This window comes from Echinicola soli (assembly GCF_006575665.1).
GTDB classification, from domain to species: Bacteria; Bacteroidota; Bacteroidia; order Cytophagales; family Cyclobacteriaceae; genus Echinicola; species Echinicola soli.
Genome location: NZ_CP041253.1, coordinates 1,087,685 through 1,106,550 on the forward strand (window position 1 = coordinate 1,087,685; position 18,866 = coordinate 1,106,550).

Annotated in this window: 18 protein-coding genes; 10 read left to right on the top strand and 8 right to left on the bottom strand. The window is 43.9% G+C overall.

What is annotated here, in order from left to right; genetic code table 11:
- Positions 1-12: 12 nt before the first annotated feature.
- From FKX85_RS04500 to FKX85_RS04515, 4 genes are all read left to right on the top strand, one after another.
- The gene (locus FKX85_RS04500) at positions 13-675 is read left to right on the top strand and encodes a hypothetical protein (protein ID WP_141613594.1); all 663 of its coding nucleotides are present in this window, start codon (positions 13-15) and stop codon (positions 673-675) included.
- A gap of 1 nt (position 676) precedes the next feature.
- The gene (locus FKX85_RS04505) at positions 677-1,435 is read left to right on the top strand and encodes a sensor histidine kinase (protein ID WP_141616698.1); all 759 of its coding nucleotides are present in this window, start codon (positions 677-679) and stop codon (positions 1,433-1,435) included.
- A gap of 155 nt (positions 1,436-1,590) precedes the next feature.
- Positions 1,591-2,217 (top strand): response regulator transcription factor, encoded by a 627-nt coding sequence (locus FKX85_RS04510; RefSeq protein WP_141613595.1) that lies wholly within the window; start codon positions 1,591-1,593, stop codon positions 2,215-2,217.
- The gene (locus FKX85_RS04515) at positions 2,218-3,249 is read left to right on the top strand and encodes an oxidoreductase (protein WP_141613596.1); all 1,032 of its coding nucleotides are present in this window, start codon (positions 2,218-2,220) and stop codon (positions 3,247-3,249) included.
- Positions 3,250-3,862: 613 nt separating this feature from the next.
- Here the strand turns inward: FKX85_RS04515 and FKX85_RS04520 are convergent.
- A complete protein-coding gene (locus tag FKX85_RS04520) occupies positions 3,863-4,288 on the bottom strand; it encodes an SRPBCC domain-containing protein (RefSeq protein WP_141613597.1) in 426 nt (141 codons plus the stop codon).
- Positions 4,289-4,349: 61 nt separating this feature from the next.
- A complete protein-coding gene (locus FKX85_RS04525) occupies positions 4,350-4,940 on the bottom strand; it encodes a Crp/Fnr family transcriptional regulator (protein ID WP_141613598.1) in 591 nt (196 codons plus the stop codon).
- A 451-nt stretch (positions 4,941-5,391) separates the two neighbouring features.
- Here FKX85_RS04525 and FKX85_RS04530 point away from each other — a divergent pair, with 451 nt between their 5' ends.
- Positions 5,392-6,453, top strand: a complete 1,062-nt coding sequence (locus FKX85_RS04530; RefSeq protein ID WP_141613599.1) for a copper resistance protein NlpE N-terminal domain-containing protein — start codon at positions 5,392-5,394, stop codon at positions 6,451-6,453.
- 10 nt (positions 6,454-6,463) lie between these two features.
- Here the strand turns inward: FKX85_RS04530 and FKX85_RS04535 are convergent, their stop codons facing one another.
- The 5 genes from FKX85_RS04535 to mtgA all read right to left on the bottom strand — a co-directional run bounded on the left by FKX85_RS04535 (position 6,464) and on the right by mtgA (position 11,917).
- A complete protein-coding gene (locus FKX85_RS04535; RefSeq protein ID WP_141613600.1) occupies positions 6,464-7,000 on the bottom strand; it encodes a hypothetical protein in 537 nt (178 codons plus the stop codon).
- 117 nt (positions 7,001-7,117) lie between these two features.
- On the bottom strand, positions 7,118-7,411 hold the full coding sequence (locus FKX85_RS04540) for an SGNH/GDSL hydrolase family protein (protein WP_141613601.1): 294 nt from the start codon (positions 7,409-7,411) through the stop codon (positions 7,118-7,120).
- Between the two features lie 434 nt (positions 7,412-7,845).
- A complete protein-coding gene (locus FKX85_RS04545; protein WP_141613602.1) occupies positions 7,846-9,435 on the bottom strand; it encodes an ATP-dependent DNA helicase in 1,590 nt (529 codons plus the stop codon).
- A 132-nt stretch (positions 9,436-9,567) separates the two neighbouring features.
- Entirely contained in the window at positions 9,568-10,899 is a 1,332-nt protein-coding gene (locus tag FKX85_RS04550; RefSeq protein WP_141613603.1) for a Gfo/Idh/MocA family protein, read from the bottom strand.
- Between the two features lie 325 nt (positions 10,900-11,224).
- Positions 11,225-11,917 (bottom strand): monofunctional biosynthetic peptidoglycan transglycosylase, encoded by a 693-nt coding sequence (gene mtgA / locus FKX85_RS04555; RefSeq protein ID WP_141613604.1) that lies wholly within the window; start codon positions 11,915-11,917, stop codon positions 11,225-11,227.
- Between the two features lie 149 nt (positions 11,918-12,066).
- Here mtgA and FKX85_RS04560 point away from each other — a divergent pair, with 149 nt between their 5' ends.
- Entirely contained in the window at positions 12,067-13,464 is a 1,398-nt protein-coding gene (locus tag FKX85_RS04560; RefSeq protein ID WP_141613605.1) for a methyltransferase RsmF C-terminal domain-like protein, read from the top strand.
- Between the two features lie 119 nt (positions 13,465-13,583).
- On the opposite strand, the gene hflX is transcribed toward FKX85_RS04560, so the two are convergent.
- Positions 13,584-14,849, bottom strand: a complete 1,266-nt coding sequence (gene hflX, locus FKX85_RS04565; protein WP_141613606.1) for a GTPase HflX — start codon at positions 14,847-14,849, stop codon at positions 13,584-13,586.
- Positions 14,850-15,082: 233 nt separating this feature from the next.
- Between hflX and rfbC the strand changes: the two genes are divergently transcribed.
- From rfbC to FKX85_RS04585, 4 genes are all read left to right on the top strand, one after another.
- Entirely contained in the window at positions 15,083-15,634 is a 552-nt protein-coding gene (gene rfbC, locus FKX85_RS04570) for a dTDP-4-dehydrorhamnose 3,5-epimerase (protein ID WP_141613607.1), read from the top strand.
- Between the two features lies 1 nt (position 15,635).
- On the top strand, positions 15,636-16,379 hold the full coding sequence (locus FKX85_RS04575; protein WP_141613608.1) for a tyrosine-protein phosphatase: 744 nt from the start codon (positions 15,636-15,638) through the stop codon (positions 16,377-16,379).
- Entirely contained in the window at positions 16,376-17,335 is a 960-nt protein-coding gene (locus FKX85_RS04580; RefSeq protein WP_141613609.1) for an NAD-dependent epimerase/dehydratase family protein, read from the top strand. Before FKX85_RS04575 ends, FKX85_RS04580 begins: the two co-directional genes overlap by 4 nt.
- Positions 17,336-17,457: 122 nt before the next feature.
- A complete protein-coding gene (locus FKX85_RS04585) occupies positions 17,458-18,864 on the top strand; it encodes a tetratricopeptide repeat protein (RefSeq protein WP_141613610.1) in 1,407 nt (468 codons plus the stop codon).
- The last annotated feature ends 2 nt before the right edge of the window (positions 18,865-18,866 follow it).

An 18,866-nucleotide genomic window follows, 5' to 3' on the forward strand; every position in this document is an offset into this window, starting at 1 on the left:
TGCTATTTTTTTATGGGATTTAGTGTTTATTTAATTTGTATTTTCCTGGGCTCCATCACCTGTGCAGGAGTATTTTTCCTCCGGGACCTGCAATCAAAAAGCACATCTTATAAGTTGCTTTTTGTGTTACTGCTTACCGTGCTCGTATTTGAGTATGTTGCCAACTACTTGGTTGAAAATCACAACCTTCCCAATTTGGTCGTTTACAATGTATTTTTTGTTTACCTGGAGACCATCCTCCTTGTGCTGTATTTTTATCGGCTGATGACCAAAAAGGGCAAGCAGCTGATCAGGGTTGGTTTGATCGGTTTTCTGATGATTGGTGTGATAAACAGCTTGTACTTTCAGAGCATTACGGAGAAATTCCAAAATATCAGCTTCGCTGTAGCAGTGCTGCTGATCCTGTCATGCTGTATTTGGTTTTTCTTCGACATCTTCCGCCTGAAGCGGTACCAAAATGTAAACATCCTCTCCGTTCCTGAGTTTTGGATTACGACTTCCATTCTGTTTTTCTATAGTTCGGGTTTTGTTTATTTTATGCCCATCCGGTATTTTGATACTATGGAGATGCAATTGCTTGAATTATTGAGTAATGTAAACCGTTTTTTGGCTGGCTTGATGTACCTTATATTTGGGTTTGCATTTTATGCTCCCTTGGTATTTAAAAATGAGTAATATGAATTACGAGCCTACCCAGATTTTCTTCATAGTGCTCAGCGGGATTGTTTTGATGCTCCTGATGAGTGGGTTTATCATCGTGATGGTATTGCTCCACCGTCAGCAGCAGCTGCGTAACCGCCAAAAAATGGACAACCTTAGGGCGGAGTATGAAAAAACCATGCTAAAGGTAGAAAAGGAAATCCAGGACCAAACGCTTTCCTTTATCGGACAAGAGCTACATGATAATCTCGGCCAGATATTGTCCCTGGCCAAATTAACCCTGAACAGTCCGGACGAAGAAAACTACTCAGAGGGTAAACGCTTGATAAACCACGCCATTAAGGAAGTGCGTTCCCTGTCCAAGCGGCTTAATCTGGATTGGGTAAAAGAAGTAAGTTTACTGGATTTTATCAGTGGAGAACTCCAGAAAATCGAAAACTTCGGCTTTTGTAAGACGCAGTTTGAAACAGATGTGGAACCCATAGAGCTGGACCTGGATAAAAAGCTCGTGCTGATCCGCATCATCCAAGAATGCCTGAACAATATTATGAAGCACGCCGAACCGTCGGTTATTTATATTTCGCTGGCACAGAAAAAGGATTCTTTAAGCATAACCGTGAAGGATGACGGGAAAGGGTTTGATGTGGATGATAAATCCAAAGGAATGGGGCTTCACAACCTAAAATCGCGCATAGAAACCATTGGCGGAAAATTAATCCTCTCTTCCATCATTGGAATCGGAACAGAAATCAAACTTTTATTGCCGTTTGAATAGATAAAAGTTAAATTAGTAGCTGCAAACACCCTAAATGGCTTGAATCGATAATCACTGGCACTCTTTTCCTGGTAGATTATTAGGGAAAGAGATATATTTTCCTTTGAGCAGTAAAGTTTGTAAAATCAATACTAAGAGATCTCACCAACCAAAAGATGATTCGAGTAGTTTTAGCTGACGACCATAAAATGTTTGCCAAGGGCATTGCAAACCTTCTAGAAAAAGAGGAGGATATCCAGGTGATGGGTGTTTTTAACAACGGCAAAGACCTCGTGGAGTTTTTGAAAAACAAAAAAGTGGATTTGGTGCTTACCGATATGAACATGCCTGGCATGGATGGATTGGCAGCAATTCAGCAAATCAACAAAGAAAAAATCAGCACCAAACTCATCGTGCTCTCAATGTATGATGATGAGGATATCTTTAAAAAATGCCAAAAGCAGGGAGTGGACGGCTATGTGCTGAAAGATGCCGATCCTGACGAACTGATCTACACCATTAGGGAAGTGATCAACGGCCATCATGTAATGCACTTCCAGCGGGTGCTGAAGCAAGTGGACGAAGACCAGTATTATGATGCTTTTAAACAAAAATTCAAGCTCTCCCGAAGGGAACTTCAGATTCTCTCATTGATTAAAGATGGACATACCAATCAGTCCATTGCGGATGAACTTTTCCTGAGTATATTTACCGTGGAGACCCATAGAAAAAATATCCATCATAAACTTGGCGTAAATACAGTCGTGGAACTGATGAAGAAAGCCATGGAAATGAACCTGTAAATGACACAACCTCTTAAAACAGGACTTGTAGGATTTGGCAAAGTCGCCCAGACCATGCATGCTCCTTTGATTCACCGAGAACCTTTACTTGAGCTGACCGCAGTGGTGGAGCGGCACCATCAATACTCAAAAGAGAAATACCCTAATGTCACCGTTTACAAAAGTCTAGAAGAACTTCTTGCTAAAGCGGAGGTAGACCTGATCGTCATCTGTACGCCAAATGAGTATCATTTTCCGCAAGCCAAGATGGCATTGGAAGCGGGTAAGCACGTGGTGGTGGATAAGCCTATCACGGTCACCTCATCCGAAGCTGAAGCACTCGTGGCATTGGCCAAAAAGCAAGGGATGCTGCTTTCTGCCTTCCAAAACCGACGATGGGATGGAGATTTTCAGACTATCATCAAACTGCTCGAAGAAGAGACATTGGGAAGGATCGTTCATTTCGAATCACACTTTGACCGCTTCAGGCCTGAGCCCAATGACAACTGGCGTGAAAAGGAAGTACCAGGAAGTGGTATCCTCTATGATCTGGGAGCACACCTGATCGATCAGGCATTATTGCTATTTGGGCAGCCTACTTGGATCTATGCAGAGATATTAAAGCAACGTAAGGGCGTCGAAGCTGATGATTTTTTTGACCTTACACTGATGTATCCCGAGACCAAGGTAAGGCTAAGTGCCAGCATCTTGATGAATGCACCGTTGCCGAAGTTTTTGGTGCTGGGCGAAAAAGGCAGCTATAGCAAATACGGCCTGGATGTCCAAGAGGCTGCCTTTAAGGCCGGCGTAGTTCCCGGGAGCGAGAATTGGGGCGTGGAAGATGCTTCCTCCTATGGGAACGTTTACCTTGAAGGCAAACACTTTTCCTATCCTACTGTCAATGGCAATTATTTGGCCTATTATGAGAATATTGCTGAATCCATCCAAGGAAAAGCTTCCTTAAAAGTAAAGCCCGAGGAGGCAATCCAAGTGCTGAAAGTCATCGAAGCAGCCCAGCAAAGCCATGCTGAAGGAAAGCGGATTTTCCTCTAATCAGGACTGCGATGAGCAAGGAAGTGTTGCAAATCCCAAAATGCCTGCCGACGTTAGATGGAAGTATTCCTGATCAAGTAATATTCAGGGAATGTTCATCTTTGTGCCATAAAAATGGAAGCTACGAAGTCGCCAAGACACGAAGTGTTTTGTAGGTGGATTCCAAATTTCATGGAAAACAAACAGCTTTGGGTCTTGGAATCTTTGTGGCAAAAAAACAAAAAGGAAATCCTTTTAAAATAAAGGGATTCATGCCCTCAACTTTTTCGCTTGCCTCCTTTTTAGCACCAAGCAATATTTCTGGAAGATGAGAGATTTCCAGGTGGTTTTGGTAAGCATATTTCTCTTTGATTTAGCAATAGGAATGTGTAGATTATAAAATCAGTATAAATCCGTCATTGCGAATGCAGAGCAACGGAGTGAAGCGATCCCGTATCTGAAAACGGGATTGCCACGTTCCCGATAGCTCGGGACAGGCTATACTTCCTCGCAAGGACGGTATTTTAAATCGCGTTTATTATAAAAAATCAGCGCAAATCTTATTAATCTGCATCATCTGCGTGCTATCAAAACCAACCCTAATCCTCCCAACTTTTCCGCTTGATCCCCAAAATCACTGAGCCGCCTTGCTTTCCACGCGGTTTTTCAGCGCCCTATTCATCGCTTCAAATCCATCATTTGTGGTGGTAAGAAGCTTTTTTTTGAACAATGGAACCAGCAATCCGCTGAATGTTTCACTATGCAAAAACAGGGTGCAGTCATTGTCAGCAGCTTGGAGCTGGAAGCTGTGCTCGCCATCGAATAGCCCTTTTATCAGCAACTTTCCTCGCCAACGGAATTCCCTGTTTGGTTTTAGGGCCAAGACTGTAGGAGTAAAGGTCATGCCTGGTAGTTTTACCTTGATCCTCTTACCTTCGGCCACCTCACCGGACAGGGACTGCACAAAAGGGTTCCACTGGGGATATTGCTTTGTGTCCATTAATACTTTCCAGACCTCCTGCGGTTTGGCGCTAATGTGAATGTGGGTTGCTATTTTCATGCCTTGTTACTTTGATCATCACAAAAGTCAGGAGAAACCCGTAGGATTATCTTGATCTAGATCAAGAATTATAATTTTTTCTGATTCTGCTGAGCGTTTCAGGTGCCATGCCGATCATGGAGGCCAAGTAATGCAGGGGCACTTCATTGAACAAGGGCTTCTTCAATTGAAAAAGCTGATGGTAACGCTCTTCCGCGGTCAGGGCCAGAAAGCCAAAAATCCTGTCCTCCAGGGTCATGAAACATTTGGCAATGAACAGTTTCTCTATTTCCGGCCACTGGGGAATTTCACTGGAAAGGGAGGAGTATGCTTGCTTGTTGATGGTATATAGCTCACACGCTGATATGGACTGAATATGGCGTCTAGCTGCTTTTCCAAAGACCAAACTGCCCAAGTCAGTAGTGAATTCCCCCTTCGAACTTATCCACTGGGTGACTTCCTTCCCATTTTCTGCCGTTTCATAAATCCTCAGGTAGCCGCTTTTTATAAAGCTGAGTTTTTCACATGGCTTTCCCGACCGGGCAAAAAACTCCCCTTTCCCAAGTGTTTCCAGCTGGAACAAGTCAGCTAATTTCTCAAGCTGGTCAGTTGTTAGGGAAAAGTAATTGCTGAGGTAATTTTGGAGCTCAGTCTTGGTTTCATGTGTTGACATACCCGTTGGCCATTGATAGGTGAAATATAGGGATTTTAATAAAAATTATATGAGTCTCCGTAATCATACATGTAGCCAAACATAATTGAATAAATTGTGTTTCCGTCCTTTTATTCAGGTGTAAAATTACTTTCAATAGATCTTCATGAATGCTACGCATTTCCATTGATGAAAAGGACGGAAAATCCAGTCCGGTGGTAAGCCCTTTAAATTGGGAAGGACACGTTTTCCAGTGAGGACAATACGCTACCTAATTTAATCTAAGAAAACTGCTCCGGCCTGCTCATTTTTCTTAAACCGGCATCACCAAGGGACTTCCTTAACCTTCGAAATCGCATTTTGTAATGGTACCACTACGTGTAAAATTACGGATAATCAATAAAAATTATGTGCTCGGAGTAGCGATTGGTCTATATTTTGCGTAATTATAGAAACAATAAACACTTTTATCATGAAGCAGTTACTTTATGGAAGTTTTTTGAGTCTTGTGCTATTAAGTGCTTGTACCAAAGAAAAGTCTGAATTGCCAACAGGCACTTTTTATACCGTTTTGCCTTGTGCCGATTGCCCAGGGATCAGTTATGCGCTTGATTTGAAAGCCGATTCCAGCTATTCCGAAAGGATGGTCTATCAGGAAAGGAGTGAGCAAGTCTCCGAGCATAGCGGCCATCTTTCCTTCCGGGATGACCACGTGTTGGTACTGGACAAGGAAGAAAAAGAAGGCATGCGCCTCTTTAAAATCCATGGTGACAGCCTACAAATGCTGGACATAGAGGGCAAGCCAATCGAAAGTCCTTTTGCCGACCGCTATTTCCTGACCAAGGAAAAGCCAGAGGAATTCAATATGAAACTTAAGGAGAAGTCTTTTGTAGGTTTTAAGGCCAGAGGAAATGAACCTTTCTGGTCGTTGGAGATGGATTTCAGCAAACAAATGGTCTTTAAGCCCATGGAAGGCGAACCGCTCATCACACCCATCCCGAAACCGGTTAGACCGCAAGATGTAAATGCCGTTAGCTATCGGGCAGAAACAGAAAAGGGAACACTTCACGTGACAGTATTCCGTAGAAAATGTCAAGATACCATGTCTGGAGAGGAATTTGGATATGAAGTAAACGTACGCGTCAAGCAAGGCAAAGACAGTGAATTTCGTGACTATTCTGGCTGCGGAGACTATCAAGGGGATTATCGCCTAAATGACATTTGGGCCCTAGAGACCCTAAATGGCGAACAACTAATCAAAGACGGAAAGACTCCCAATCTAGAGTTTAACTTGATGGAAAACCGCTTTTATGGATTTGGTGGATGTAATAGGTTCAGCGGTGCAATTTCCATTAACAAGCAGCAAGTCAGTTTTACCAAAGCAGCAACGACCGAAATGGCCTGTCCAAATTTGGAAGCAGAGGGGATTTTTATGCAGCATATTACCGACCAAACGTATGATTTTAAGATCGATGGACTAAAGTTAACGCTTAGCAATGACCAAGCCATTATGGTCTTTCGAAAAATTGATTGATAGGGTATGGTTAAAATCGCTTACAAAAACCGACCGCTAAGTTCCAGGTATTATAGCCTTTTTTGATGTCAAGGGCAAAGGACGGGATGAACTCCCACTGCTGTCCCATTTCTACCGAGTATTCAGTTCCTATTCTAATGACAGGCAAGTTTTCATGCTTCTCCAGCTCGATTCCTCCCCCTCCAAAAACCGACCAATGCTCCATCAGTTCATAATTGGCAATCAGTGCAAAAAGCATGGACCGCTCCCGCTCTAAGTTTTCGTCCCGAATGATGTAATGCTCCAATTCCCAATCCCACATTAAACCAACTTCCCAACGCTCGTGTACCTTTCTGAAATAATCAAATCCAATGGCAGGCACAAAAAAACCCCCATCAGATTCAGCCTCATCTAAATCATCAGCTTGCGGAATCCACGTATAACCTAAGGAAAACACTACCCTGTTGAGCGTTGCGGTTTCCGCTGGCTCAGCTTCCTCTTGGGCCATGACCTGACCTCCAAAAAACATAAAAAGGAAAATGATGGAAAGCAGGAATTTATAAGTCATGACGGCGCATTTAAGTATAGTGGCAAATCGAGATACGATCCCTAAAATAAATATTTGCCCGCTAAAAATCAGTAAAAATATCAGTTTGGATAGGCTATTGGATAATTCTTTGCAAACTTATAATGGAAGGCCTTCCCTGATCAAGCGGGCAATTTCCAGCATGCCGGTATCACCTGGATGCCTGGCCACTCCCTCATGTTCATATTCCCCCAAAGCCATGTTTACCTCATCTTCACTTAAATACGTAATATCGATTACGGTCCATTTTTCCTTAGCTGCTGCCCATCTTATTTGCTCATTCATCACCGGATTGGCCCAGAAGGTAGTAGTAACGACCACTTTGCTCTCTTGACTTTTCTTTAGATAATCTACAAAACTGATCAAGGCCTTACCGAAATTATGGTCTTCCACATTATCTGTATTGACATTTTCGCCAAGGCGTACAATGACAAGGTCTGCTCCAAATTCCTTTAGGTCAGCATATTCAGAATAGTCCAGTGAGGAAAAATAAACTTCAAACGGATAGACATTCTCACGGATAACTTCGATGCCGGGATTGTAGGCTTTTAAGTCATTTTGGAGGATACTGAAATAGTCATTTTACGGTCTGCTAGCGGCCATTCCCCAACCATTATTCCAACCAATATCAGGGGCCGGCGGATGGTAAGTGATACTATTTCCTATCACAAGCACCCTATCAAGGAGCTTTTTCTTTGGCGCCTCATCATCACATGATGAACCAATCAATATCAGTAAACTGGAAAGGAAGAGAAAAACCGAGCGGGATATAAAAGATCGTGTCATTTTTTAGGAAGACCTTGATAACATATAATGTGCTAAATAAACTATTTTCTGCAATAAAACCGATCTTCCAGTGCATCTTTTAGTCTTAGAAATTGATGCCATTTTGGATAGACCGTTACATCATGAATGGTCATGACCTCATCAAACATCTGTTGGGCGACTTCATATTGGCCTTTTCGGAAAGCACGGAAAGCATGTTTCAGGAGTTGCATGGCGCGTGCGAGTTCCAGCTCCTCCTCAATCTGCTCGCTGGCAAGTCGCTGACGGCTAAACTCCAGGCTTTCGGGACTTACTTTGACACTGAACTGCCTGATGGGTGATTTCAGTACCAATCCATTTAGGGTGGTGCACCTGCTTAGTGCGACATACGCCTGCCCAGCTTCAAAAGACCTGCTGATGTCCAAAATTGCCCGGTCAAAGGTGAGCCCTTGGCTCTTATGTACAGTGATCGCCCATGCCAGCTTAAGGGGAAATTGGATGAATGTGCCGATGACCTTAGCGTCTAGATGTTCTTCCTCTTCATTATAGACGAATTCTACATTCTCCCATACTTCACGATGAACTTCATAGATAAAACCACGACGGTCTTCCACTTCTATCATCTCGTCCTCCATTTTGGTGACCTTTCCGATCATTCCGTTATAGTATCTGGCATCAGGATTATTGCGCATAAAAATCACCTGTGCGCCGATCTTCAAGGTAAGGTCGATCGGATCGAACGGCGCCATATTTAGTGGAAAGTCATCTTTTATCTCTGCTATGTAAGTGCGGGGTTCTTTTCTGAGCTCAGCCAATTTTCGCTTGTTGATTTCGGCAATGGTGGCGTTATGCGTACCGATCAGAATATACTCCTCATCCAATAGGTCAAAGCGATATTTTTGGGCGGTTTCATTTAGGAGCTTGATGTCTGCGGGCGTATGTTCACTTTCCCTGATGCGGTTGAGAATGGCTTTAAATTGCTCATCTTTCTGGCGGTAGATTTTTTGCAGCTCAATATGCAGTGGCTGCAGGGCCTGAAAAGCATGGGAACTGAAGAAAAACCTAGAGCCATAATGTGGGGCGAGGTGTTCCCAATCTGTATTCCTGACCACCGGAGGCAGCTGGAAAGGATCTCCGATAAAAATCATCTGAACCCCACCAAAGGGCAAATGCATCTTTTTCCGGTATACACGTAGCAATTGATCAATGACATCCAACAACTCCACACGAACCATGGACACTTCATCGATGACCAGCATGTCCATGCGATTGATCAGGTCACGATGCTTTTTTCGGTACTGAAACTGCTCAAAAATATTAAGCCCTTTTTCTTTTTTCGTTGGCTGAAGCCTAGAATCCCCCGGCAAAAATAGCTGGCGGGGATCGATCTTAAAGAAAGAGTGAATGGTCTTTCCTTTGGCATTGATGGCCGCTACACCGGTCGGGGCCACCACGGCCATGTTTTTGTCTTGGTTGAGCTTTCGGAGAGTATGTAAAAAAGTGGTTTTTCCCGTGCCGGCTTTTCCGGTAAGAAACAGGGACTTGTCCGAGAACAGCGCTACTTCCAATGCATGGATAAAAGCCTCGTTATCGGTGTCCAATCCTCGAGCAGAAAATTCTTGGTAAAGATATCCCTTGATGGAAAAAGCCATAAACAAAGTTAAGGAATGAAATCCGAAAAATCTTTACGGACCACTTTCTATCAGTAGCTGAACCAATAAAACAAAAGGGAGGCCTACATGAGCCCTCCCTTTTGTCCACATGGCAATTATTTTACTGTATATTTAAAACTCCCTGTAAGGAGCATCCAGTAGTTCATTCACTTCATCTTCCTTGAACCGGGCTTTTTCCGCGTCCCAGTGAAGCTTTTTGTTAGGGAAGCGGCCTGCCAAGGTGCCCAAGAGGATGGTTTCTGTTAATCTGGCAGCATAGGAGAAAGGAGCGCTACACTCATCCTTGCCCAGACAGGCATCCACAAATTGATGGTAATGTTTTTTACCTTCGCTGGCATATTCCCTAACGGGTTCTCCCAAATGTTCCGTTCCGCTGAGGTCCAGTTCTTGGTATTCATTGTCCACGATGAGCTTGGGCAGCTGCATAAAGTGCGGAAGGAGTAACCTTCTTCCATCTTCACCGATAAACATGGCACCTTGGGCAGGTAGTTCATCCCCATTGGGGAGTTTTAGGTCTTTGTGCTTGGCAGGAGCTCCAGGACCATCGGACCAAACCCACTTTAGGGTATCGGTGGTATGGGCCGTGCCAGGGAAGACGTAGGTCACCTCGTTGTTTTCAGGAAACCCAAAGCCCGTAGGCTTACGACACTTGTTTTTAATGGTCATGGGTACATCTAGCTCCAGGGCATTGTATGGAGTGTCAAAGATATGTACCCCCATGTCCCCTAATGTGCCACAGCCAAAATCCAATACTTTTCTCCAATTTCCGGGATGGTAATAACCTTCTTTATAGTCCCTTTCGGAAGAAGTCCCCAGCCAAAGATTCCAATCCAAATTTGACGGAACAGGATCTGATCCCTCTGGAGCCGGGCCATCAAAGCCCCAGTTTTTTGGTGACCAGGCACGCACGGTTTTCACTTTTCCGATGATGCCGTTTCTGATCAAATGCGTGGCCAATTGGTAATCATAAAATGAATGGACCTGAATACCCATTTGAGTAGTGATATTGTTCTCAGCAGCAAATTTGTTCATTGCCCTGGCCTCGGAGACGTGATGGGTCAATGGCTTCTGGCAATAGACGGATTTGCCTTTTTCCATGGCCATCATTGAAGCAGGTGCATGCGTATGATCAGGAGTAGACACTACTACTGCATCTATTCCGTCGGTCATATCGTTGAACATTTCACGGTAATCTGCATAGGTCTTGGCCTTGGGATGCATGGCTTTGGCAGCTGCGAGGGCGTTCTTATCCACATCACACAGTGCCACTACATCTACCAATTCATGACTGGAAATTGCCTTTAAGTCTTCCATGCCCATATTGGATACGCCGATGTGGGCTGTCCGGAGACGCTGGCCTTTGGCGAGCGACCAAACTGATCCAGGAAGCATGGAAACTGCGGCCAGAGCAGCCGTATTTTTGAGAAATGTTCGTTTTTTCATGAAACAATGAATTTATAGTTTGCTGTATTTTCGTCCAATTATTTAACTTTTAAACTAACACATCCAAGATACAAAAAAAAATAACTTAACTAGCGACCATTAGTGTAAGTATTTGAACTTTTTGAAGATGGATAGATTTTAATTTTTCCAACTATCGATATTAACGAATATATTAATCAAATATTCAACGAAAGTAATATGGTTACTATCAACCTTTCTCCTAATCTAATACATGGGACTGGGCTGAAACTCCAGAAAAGACATACAAAAAAATGATTTGTTGTTCCATCATGCCTGATGGGATCCGAAACCCACTCATTTGTAGTCAATCCTGTTTTCCAAAGCCCACAGGATTGAGATTGTTCATATTTCTTAGTATCCATGCCTGGCGCTTGTAATTATAGGCTGTGGGACGGGTGGGAGACCATCGCAGGGGATTGGGCAGTACCGCTGCGATCATGGCTGCTTCCTGGCGGCTGAGCTTGGCAGCCGATTTATGGTAAAATGCCTGAGAGGCTGCCTCCACACCATAAATTCCATCTCCCATTTCGATGACATTAAGGTAAACTTCCATGATACGCTCCTTTGACCATAGTAATTCGATAAGCAGGGTAAAGTATGCTTCCAAACCTTTGCGGACATAGTTTCTTCCCGGCCAGAGAAATACATTTTTTGCTGTTTGATTAGAAATGGTGCTGCCACCGCGAATACGTTTACCAGAACTATTTTCCTCCATTGCCTTGTCAATGGCGTCCATATCAAAACCGAAGTGGTCCAAGAACTTTTGGTCCTCAGAAGCTACCACAGCCTGTGCCATGTGCTTGGAAATACGATCCATGGAAACCCAGTCCTTTTTTAGGCGCACCTCCCGTTTTTCATCTGCCGCCTGCTCTACCATTCTGATGACCATTAGTGGCGTGATGTACACGGGAACAAACTTGTACACCAAGGTCATTCCAATGGAAATAATAAAGAACCAGAGCACGAGTTTTCTGATAAACCGCCAAAATTTTTTCATAGAAGTACGCTGAAATTTCAGGTACAAATTACAGCTATTTCTTGATGTGTCAAGGAAGGCAGGGCAATTATCAGGAATTCAACACTTACGCTCAGGTGGGGCAAAAAAATCAAATTCTCTATATTTGCATTCTCAAAAAACAGCTAGCAATGACCAGTCAAGACTCCCCCAGACTTCCGGAAGCTTTCGAGCACCAGATGGCTTCCTTACTGGAAGCCAACGAATTTATGCGCTTTAAAGCTGCATTATTTACGCCTTCCAAAACATCCATCCGGATCAACCCGAGAAAAAAAGCCCCCTTACCCCAAAACACTTCTCCTGTTCCATGGAATGTCAAAGGCCACTTTTTACCCCAACGGCCTAAGTTCACCTTTGATCCACTATTCCATGCCGGAGCCTATTATGTGCAGGAAGCTTCTTCTATGTTTATAGGCCATATTCTGAATCATATCAAGCCCCCCAAAGAAGGGCTCTATCTGGACCTGTGCGCCGCACCAGGGGGCAAGAGCTCCCTTCTAGCTGATTATATTGGCGAGGAAGGCCTACTGGTAGCCAATGAGGTCATCAAAACCCGCGCAAGCATCCTCCGGGAAAATATGATCAAGTGGGGTCTGGGCAATACAGTTGTGACCAATAACGATCCTGCCCATTTCGGGTCATTGGAAGGTTTTTTTGATGTGGTACTGGTGGATGCGCCTTGCTCGGGAGAAGGCATGTTCCGAAAGGATGCCCAAGCCAGGGAAGAATGGTCCCCCGAAAACGTCAAACGCTGTTCGGCACGCCAGCAGCGCATTCTTGACCAAGCCGGAACACTTCCTGGTGCTGATGGCTACCTGATTTATAGTACCTGCACCTTTAACGAACAGGAAAATGAAGAAATGATCCGCTTTCTCACCGATGAATTTGCCTATGAGCCGGTACAGATCCCGCTGGATCCGGAATGGGGAATCGTAGAAACGGAAACAGACACGGAATGGGGGACTTTTTACGGGTATCGGTTCTTTCCACATTTGGTATCCGGAGAAGGTTTCTTCATTACCGTCCTCAAAAGACCTTCCGATGCCCAGTTTCAGCAGCCCAAAAAAATGAAAGACCTTAAGCACATCCTGCTACAGCGTACAAGCAAAGCTGAGAAAAACCTTCTCAGGCAGGAACTGACGCTGAATGATACGTTTGATTTTTATAAGTTAAAAAAGAGCTTTTTTGCGATTAAACGTGCCTGGACCAAGCATTTTGAAGTCCTTGCCACTACACTAAACATCAAATATTTTGGCACGGAACTGGGGAAATTCAATAAAGACCAGTTCATTCCCACTCATGCCTTGGCGATAAGTATCTTACCAAAAAACTTCCCACATTATGAAGCACGTATCGAGGAGGCACACACATATCTGAAAAAAGAAGATCTCGACCTCAATATCCAGCACGACGGCTGGGTCATACTTACCTACCAAAACCTCCCCTTGGGTTGGGTAAAAAACATTGGAAACCGTATCAATAATTACTACCCCAAAGAATGGCGCATCCGTATGAAAATAGTGGATTAAGTGAATCATTATAATTGGAAAATTAGAAATTGTAAAATTGTCCAATCCCTTTAATTAAGGGATTCAGGGTTTATAATCTTACAATCTCCAATTTTACAACGATGTAATTTTCCAATCCCTTAATCCATGCCCTCAAACTGGGAAAGGTCGTAGGTCTCTGATTCCAGGTAATGAGGATAAATTTTCTTGTGCTGCTTTTTAACCTCCCGCACAAGAGATTTTCTGAACTCCTCGATATTGGTGCCATCCTGCGCGGCCATGAATACCGGCTCGATGCCCATTTTCTTAGCGTACACCTTCTTAAGCTTGTCCAAATCCAAGTAATTGGCTTCTTCCACTTCCAATTCGGACATGTTCATAAGCTCCTCCTCAGAAGGCATCTTAGGCACCAGGTCGATTTTGTTAAATACCAACAGGACAGGCTTATCACCAGCTCCCAATTCATTTAATGTCTGGTTCACCACCGAAATGTGATCTTCAAAACCGGGATGGGAAATATCCACCACATGCACCAAAAGATCCGCTTCCTTAATCTCCATCAAAGTAGACTTAAAGGACTCAATCAAGTGAGTAGGCAGCTTTCGGATAAACCCTACAGTATCTGATAGCAGAAAAGGAATATTCTCCAGCACCACTTTTCTCACAGTAGAGTCTACGGTGGCAAACAACTTGTTCTCTGCCAGCACATGGGATTTGGTCACCAAGTTCATCAACGTACTTTTCCCCACATTGGTATAGCCGACCAGGGCCACACGGACGATTCCTTTTCTGCCTTTCCGCTGTGTCTCGCCTTGTTTCTCGATCTTTCTCAGTTTTTCTTTGAGCAGCGTGATTTGGTTTCGAATGATCCGCTTATCAGTCTCGATCTCTTTCTCACCGGCACCACCCCTGGTAGCGGTACCACCTCGCTGCCGCTCCAAGTGAGTCCACATTCTGGTCAAACGAGGCAACAGGTACTGGAATCTGGCCAGCTCCACCTGCGTCTTGGCTTGGGCGGTTTGGGCCCTGTTCAGGAAAATATCGAGAATCAGTAGCGAGCGGTCGTACACTTGCACCTTCAGCTCATTTTCGAGGTTCCTCATCTGGGAAGGAGAAAGGTCATCGTCAAAAATCACCATATCCACCTCAAAATGCTTTACATAAGCTTGGATTTCTTCCAGCTTACCTGAACCAACAAAGCTCCTCACGTCTGGCTTGTCCAGCCGCTGCGTGAAACGGTAAATTTCTTTGGCGCCCAAGGTTTCCGTCAAAAAAGCCAGTTCATCCAAATGCTCCTCTACCTCTTGCTCAGATTGATTTTGTTTGATCAAGGCTACCAGCACCGCAGTTTCATCTACAGGAGCGGTATCGATCAGTTTTTTTAATTTTCTTGTATATTTACTCATTCAGTTCGTTTCTGATCAGAAATTGTATTTGATTCGATAATCTTACATTCATCGTAATTAGTTCATCATAACAGCGTTTATACTTATTCAACGTACATTACATTCAGGAAGTTATTAACACAATAAAAGCCATTTCCATTCGGCAAATTTCTAAATTATTTTGATGAAAATTAGTCTGTTAAGCAGAAAGAACGGAAATTTATGGCTTGTTTTTGAAAATCGACAGTAAATAAATGGAAATACGAAATACACCCATCGAAGATGTTTTTGAACTCTACCCGAAAGTTTTTAACGATGCCAGGGGATATTTCCTGGAAACATACCGCGAAGACCTTTTGGCAGAAAAGGGCATTAACACCCGCTGGGTACAGGATAACCAGTCTTTCTCTATCGCAGGAACGGTAAGAGGACTGCACTTTCAGCATGCACCCCATGCCCAGGCAAAGCTCGTCAGGGTCATCACTGGTAAAGTTTATGATGTTTGTGTTGATCTGAGAAAGGATTCCCCTACCTTTGGCCATTGTCATGGGGTGATCTTGGACAGTGCACAGCATAACATGCTTTACGTACCGGAAGGTTTTGCTCATGGATTTTCTGTATTGGAAGATGCAGTATTTTCGTACAAGTGTTCCAATTTTTATAGCAAACCCAGCGAAGGTGGTATTATCTGGAATGATAGGCAGCTGGATATTGACTGGAAAGTGGGTGCTCCCATTATCTCGGATAAGGATTTGGAGTTGCCTTCATTGGAAGAATTTAAGCAGCAATCAGGAGGAGGACTGTAAGATGGGATTAATGGATTTGTTCAAAAGTTCAAAAAAGGCTGAACCGCTATGCCTTGAGTGGATGGAAGTGGATATGCACTCCCACCTCATTCCGGGGATCGATGATGGTGCTGAATCTTTGAAAGAATCCGTGGCCCTGATCAAGCGACTGCAGGACCTTGGGCTACGTAAGCTCATCACCACGCCGCACGTGATGACCGAATTTTACAAAAATACACCTAAAATCATCTCTGAGGGGCTATCCAAATTACAGGAAGTACTGAAGGAAGAAAATATACAGGTTGAAATAGAAGCCGCTGCAGAATACTACCTGGACGAAATTTTCGTGGAAAAGCTCGAAAAAGATGAACCACTGCTCACATTTGGGGACAATTATATCTTAGTGGAAACGGGTTTTATGAACAGGCCCCATATGCTTCAAGAGACCTTTTTCGCACTGGAGACCAAAGGTTACAAGCCGATTTTGGCCCATCCGGAGCGCTATCTTTACCTCCAGCAAGACCCATCCATGCTGGAATCGCTGATCGAGAAGGGCATTTATTTCCAAATAAACCTTCTTTCTTTTACAGGCTATTATTCAAAACCTATAAAAGCCATGGCCGAAAAACTACTGGAAAGGAGATTGGTGCGTTTTGTAGGTACAGACTGCCATAATCACCGGTATCTGGACGCGCTCGAGCGACTTCCTGCCACCAAAAGCTACGATATCCTGAAGGACTCCAAATTTATGAATTCCCTATTATGAGAATATTGATCACAGGTATCACCGGTCTGTTTGGCAGCTATCTGGCACGGGAATTTTGTGCAATAGGAGAAATCCACGGACTCAAACGACCAAGCAGTAGCACCAAGATCCTAGAGGACATTGAAGAACAAATCACTTGGCATGAAGGTGATATCAACGACTATCAGTCTTTGCAAAGAGCCTTTAAAGGCATGGATCTGATCATCCATGCGGCAGGTCTGGTATCCTTTTCCAAAAAAGATAAAAACCAACTGCTCAAAGTAAACTATGAAGGCACCACCAACGTGGTCAATGTCATGTTAGCGCTGGGTATAAAGCGTTTGGTCCACATCAGCTCAGTAGCTGCCTTGGGCAGAACTCCCGATCAGCAAACGGTAAATGAAAACCATAAATGGGTGGATTCGCCATGGAACACGCCTTACGCGATCTCCAAATACCTAGGCGAACTGGAAGTATGGCGTGGTGTGCAGGAAGGACTGGAAGCCTTGGTGGTCAATCCCGCGGTGCTCCTTGCCCGCGAATCAGAAACACGCAGCAGTGCAGAAATCTATCGGTATGTGGCTGAAGGCAACCGGTTTTACCCAAAAGGAGACATCAACTTCATCGACATCAGGGATGCTGCCAGCATCACCTACCAACTCTATCGAGACAATCAATGGGAGGAGCGTTTTATCCTCAGCAAAGGGAGTTTGTCCTTCCAGGCATTTTTTACCACCATGGCGGAGACAATGGACAGACAGCCACCCAAAATTGCCGTCAATAATTTCATGATCACCCTGGCCACTACTTGGGGCCAGATCAAGCAGCTTTTTGGTCTCAAGCCGCTCCTGAACAAACAAACAGCCATGGTCGCACAGCTGCCCATTACCTTTGACAATCAAAAAGTTAACAAACTCACTGGGTACCAATACCGCTCCCTGAAGGAAACCTTTCAGTGGGCAGTGAACAAAAAATGAAGGGTTTTCGTTAACCCCAAAACAATTATAGGAATTCCAAAAGGTCCTAAAAATAATTTGATATAGGCATTTGAGCTACCGATTAATTTGGTATCTTAAAATATAAATTCAACCCGACACATATGACTGGAGATTTTGATCACAACAGGGAAGAAGAGCGGGCATTGATAGAGCGGTTTGAGAACTCCCTAAAAGCCAACTTGGATCTTTTCTTTGATGAAGAAGAGTTGGAGGATATTATCCGGTACTATTTTGACACTCAGAAATTTAAAAAGTCCCTCAAGGCAAGTAAAATTGCACTGGAGCGTTTCCCCTTTTCCATAGAAATCAAATTGATGTACGGGCAGTGCTTGATCTTCAATGATGAACTGGAAGAAGGCCTGGAAGTGCTGGAAAACATCAACAACCTTTCGCCAAACAATGAAGAGATCATCCTCGCCCTTTCCAATGGCCTGCTCCTAAATGGCAGCATAAGAGAGGCCATCCAAATACTTGAAGACTTCCTCCCCTTGGCAGAGGATAAGGCGGAAATCTATTATTCGCTGGGCAATTTCTATCGTGCGGAAAACAATATTGAAAAAGCCATCTTACACTATAAAAATGCCGTAAAGCTAAAAATCAACCACGAAGACGCCCTGTTTCAGCTGGCCATGATTACAGAAGAGGAAGGCTCCTTTGATGAGATCCTCCAGTTTTATCAGGAGTTTATCGATCAGGATCCATACAGTGCAGAGGCCTGGTATAACCTTGGCGTGGTGTACAATCGTCTGGGGCGCTATGAAGAGGCCATCAATGCCTACGATTATGCGTTGATCATCGATGACAGCTTTGCATCTGCATATTTCAACATGGGCAATGCCCTGATGAACACACAGCAGTACGAAAAAGCCACCGAGGCTTACTTGAATACCATCAACAGTGAAGGAGCCAATTCAGAAAACTGTTGCTATTTGGCAGCGGCCTTTGAGAAGCTGGATCAAATGGACAAAGCCTTTACCTATTTCAAAAAATCGGCAAAACTGGATCCTGAATACGATGATGCATGGTTTGGGCTGGGCATGTGTATGTTAAAAAAGGATAAATTTTTTGAAGCGATACACTACTTCAAAAAAGCCCTGAAACTCTCCAGCGTCAATGCCAACTACTGGGTGGGACTGGCCGATGCCGAATACCACCTCGGAAACCTTCAGGCAAGTTCGGAAGCTTACGAAGAAGCCATCAACCTGGAACCCGGCCTGATGGAGACCTATGTAAACCTTTCCATTATCTATTTTGACCAAAACCGATTTGAGGAAGCCATCGATGTGCTGAAGGAAGGAATCGATGAGCTGCCTGAGGATGCGGAGCTTTATTATCGACTCGTAGTTTATCTTATTAAGACAGGTAAATACAAGGAAGCCTTTTCATATTTAGAAAATGCATTAACTTTGGATTTTGAAAGACATGAAATTCTATATGAGCTGATGCCCGAAGTAAAGCATCAAAAGGCCATATACAAGATCATCGCTCAATACAAAGAAGGATTATAAGC

Bases quoted from the DNA above. Each gene is read 5' to 3' on its own strand.
- FKX85_RS04500 (WP_141613594.1), top strand. From the start codon at position 13: ATGGGATTTAGTGTTTATTTAATTTGTATTTTCCTGGGCTCCATCACC.
- FKX85_RS04505 (WP_141616698.1), top strand. From the start codon at position 677: ATGAATTACGAGCCTACCCAGATTTTCTTCATAGTGCTCAGCGGGATT.
- FKX85_RS04510 (WP_141613595.1), top strand. From the start codon at position 1,591: ATGATTCGAGTAGTTTTAGCTGACGACCATAAAATGTTTGCCAAGGGC.
- FKX85_RS04515 (WP_141613596.1), top strand. From the start codon at position 2,218: ATGACACAACCTCTTAAAACAGGACTTGTAGGATTTGGCAAAGTCGCC.
- FKX85_RS04520 (WP_141613597.1), bottom strand. From the start codon at position 4,288: ATGAAAATAGCAACCCACATTCACATTAGCGCCAAACCGCAGGAGGTC.
- FKX85_RS04525 (WP_141613598.1), bottom strand. From the start codon at position 4,940: ATGTCAACACATGAAACCAAGACTGAGCTCCAAAATTACCTCAGCAAT.
- FKX85_RS04530 (WP_141613599.1), top strand. From the start codon at position 5,392: ATGAAGCAGTTACTTTATGGAAGTTTTTTGAGTCTTGTGCTATTAAGT.
- FKX85_RS04535 (WP_141613600.1), bottom strand. From the start codon at position 7,000: ATGACTTATAAATTCCTGCTTTCCATCATTTTCCTTTTTATGTTTTTT.
- FKX85_RS04545 (WP_141613602.1), bottom strand. From the start codon at position 9,435: ATGGCTTTTTCCATCAAGGGATATCTTTACCAAGAATTTTCTGCTCGA.
- FKX85_RS04550 (WP_141613603.1), bottom strand. From the start codon at position 10,899: ATGAAAAAACGAACATTTCTCAAAAATACGGCTGCTCTGGCCGCAGTT.
- mtgA (WP_141613604.1), bottom strand. From the start codon at position 11,917: ATGAAAAAATTTTGGCGGTTTATCAGAAAACTCGTGCTCTGGTTCTTT.
- FKX85_RS04560 (WP_141613605.1), top strand. From the start codon at position 12,067: ATGACCAGTCAAGACTCCCCCAGACTTCCGGAAGCTTTCGAGCACCAG.
- hflX (WP_141613606.1), bottom strand. From the start codon at position 14,849: ATGAGTAAATATACAAGAAAATTAAAAAAACTGATCGATACCGCTCCT.
- rfbC (WP_141613607.1), top strand. From the start codon at position 15,083: ATGGAAATACGAAATACACCCATCGAAGATGTTTTTGAACTCTACCCG.
- FKX85_RS04575 (WP_141613608.1), top strand. From the start codon at position 15,636: ATGGGATTAATGGATTTGTTCAAAAGTTCAAAAAAGGCTGAACCGCTA.
- FKX85_RS04580 (WP_141613609.1), top strand. From the start codon at position 16,376: ATGAGAATATTGATCACAGGTATCACCGGTCTGTTTGGCAGCTATCTG.
- FKX85_RS04585 (WP_141613610.1), top strand. From the start codon at position 17,458: ATGACTGGAGATTTTGATCACAACAGGGAAGAAGAGCGGGCATTGATA.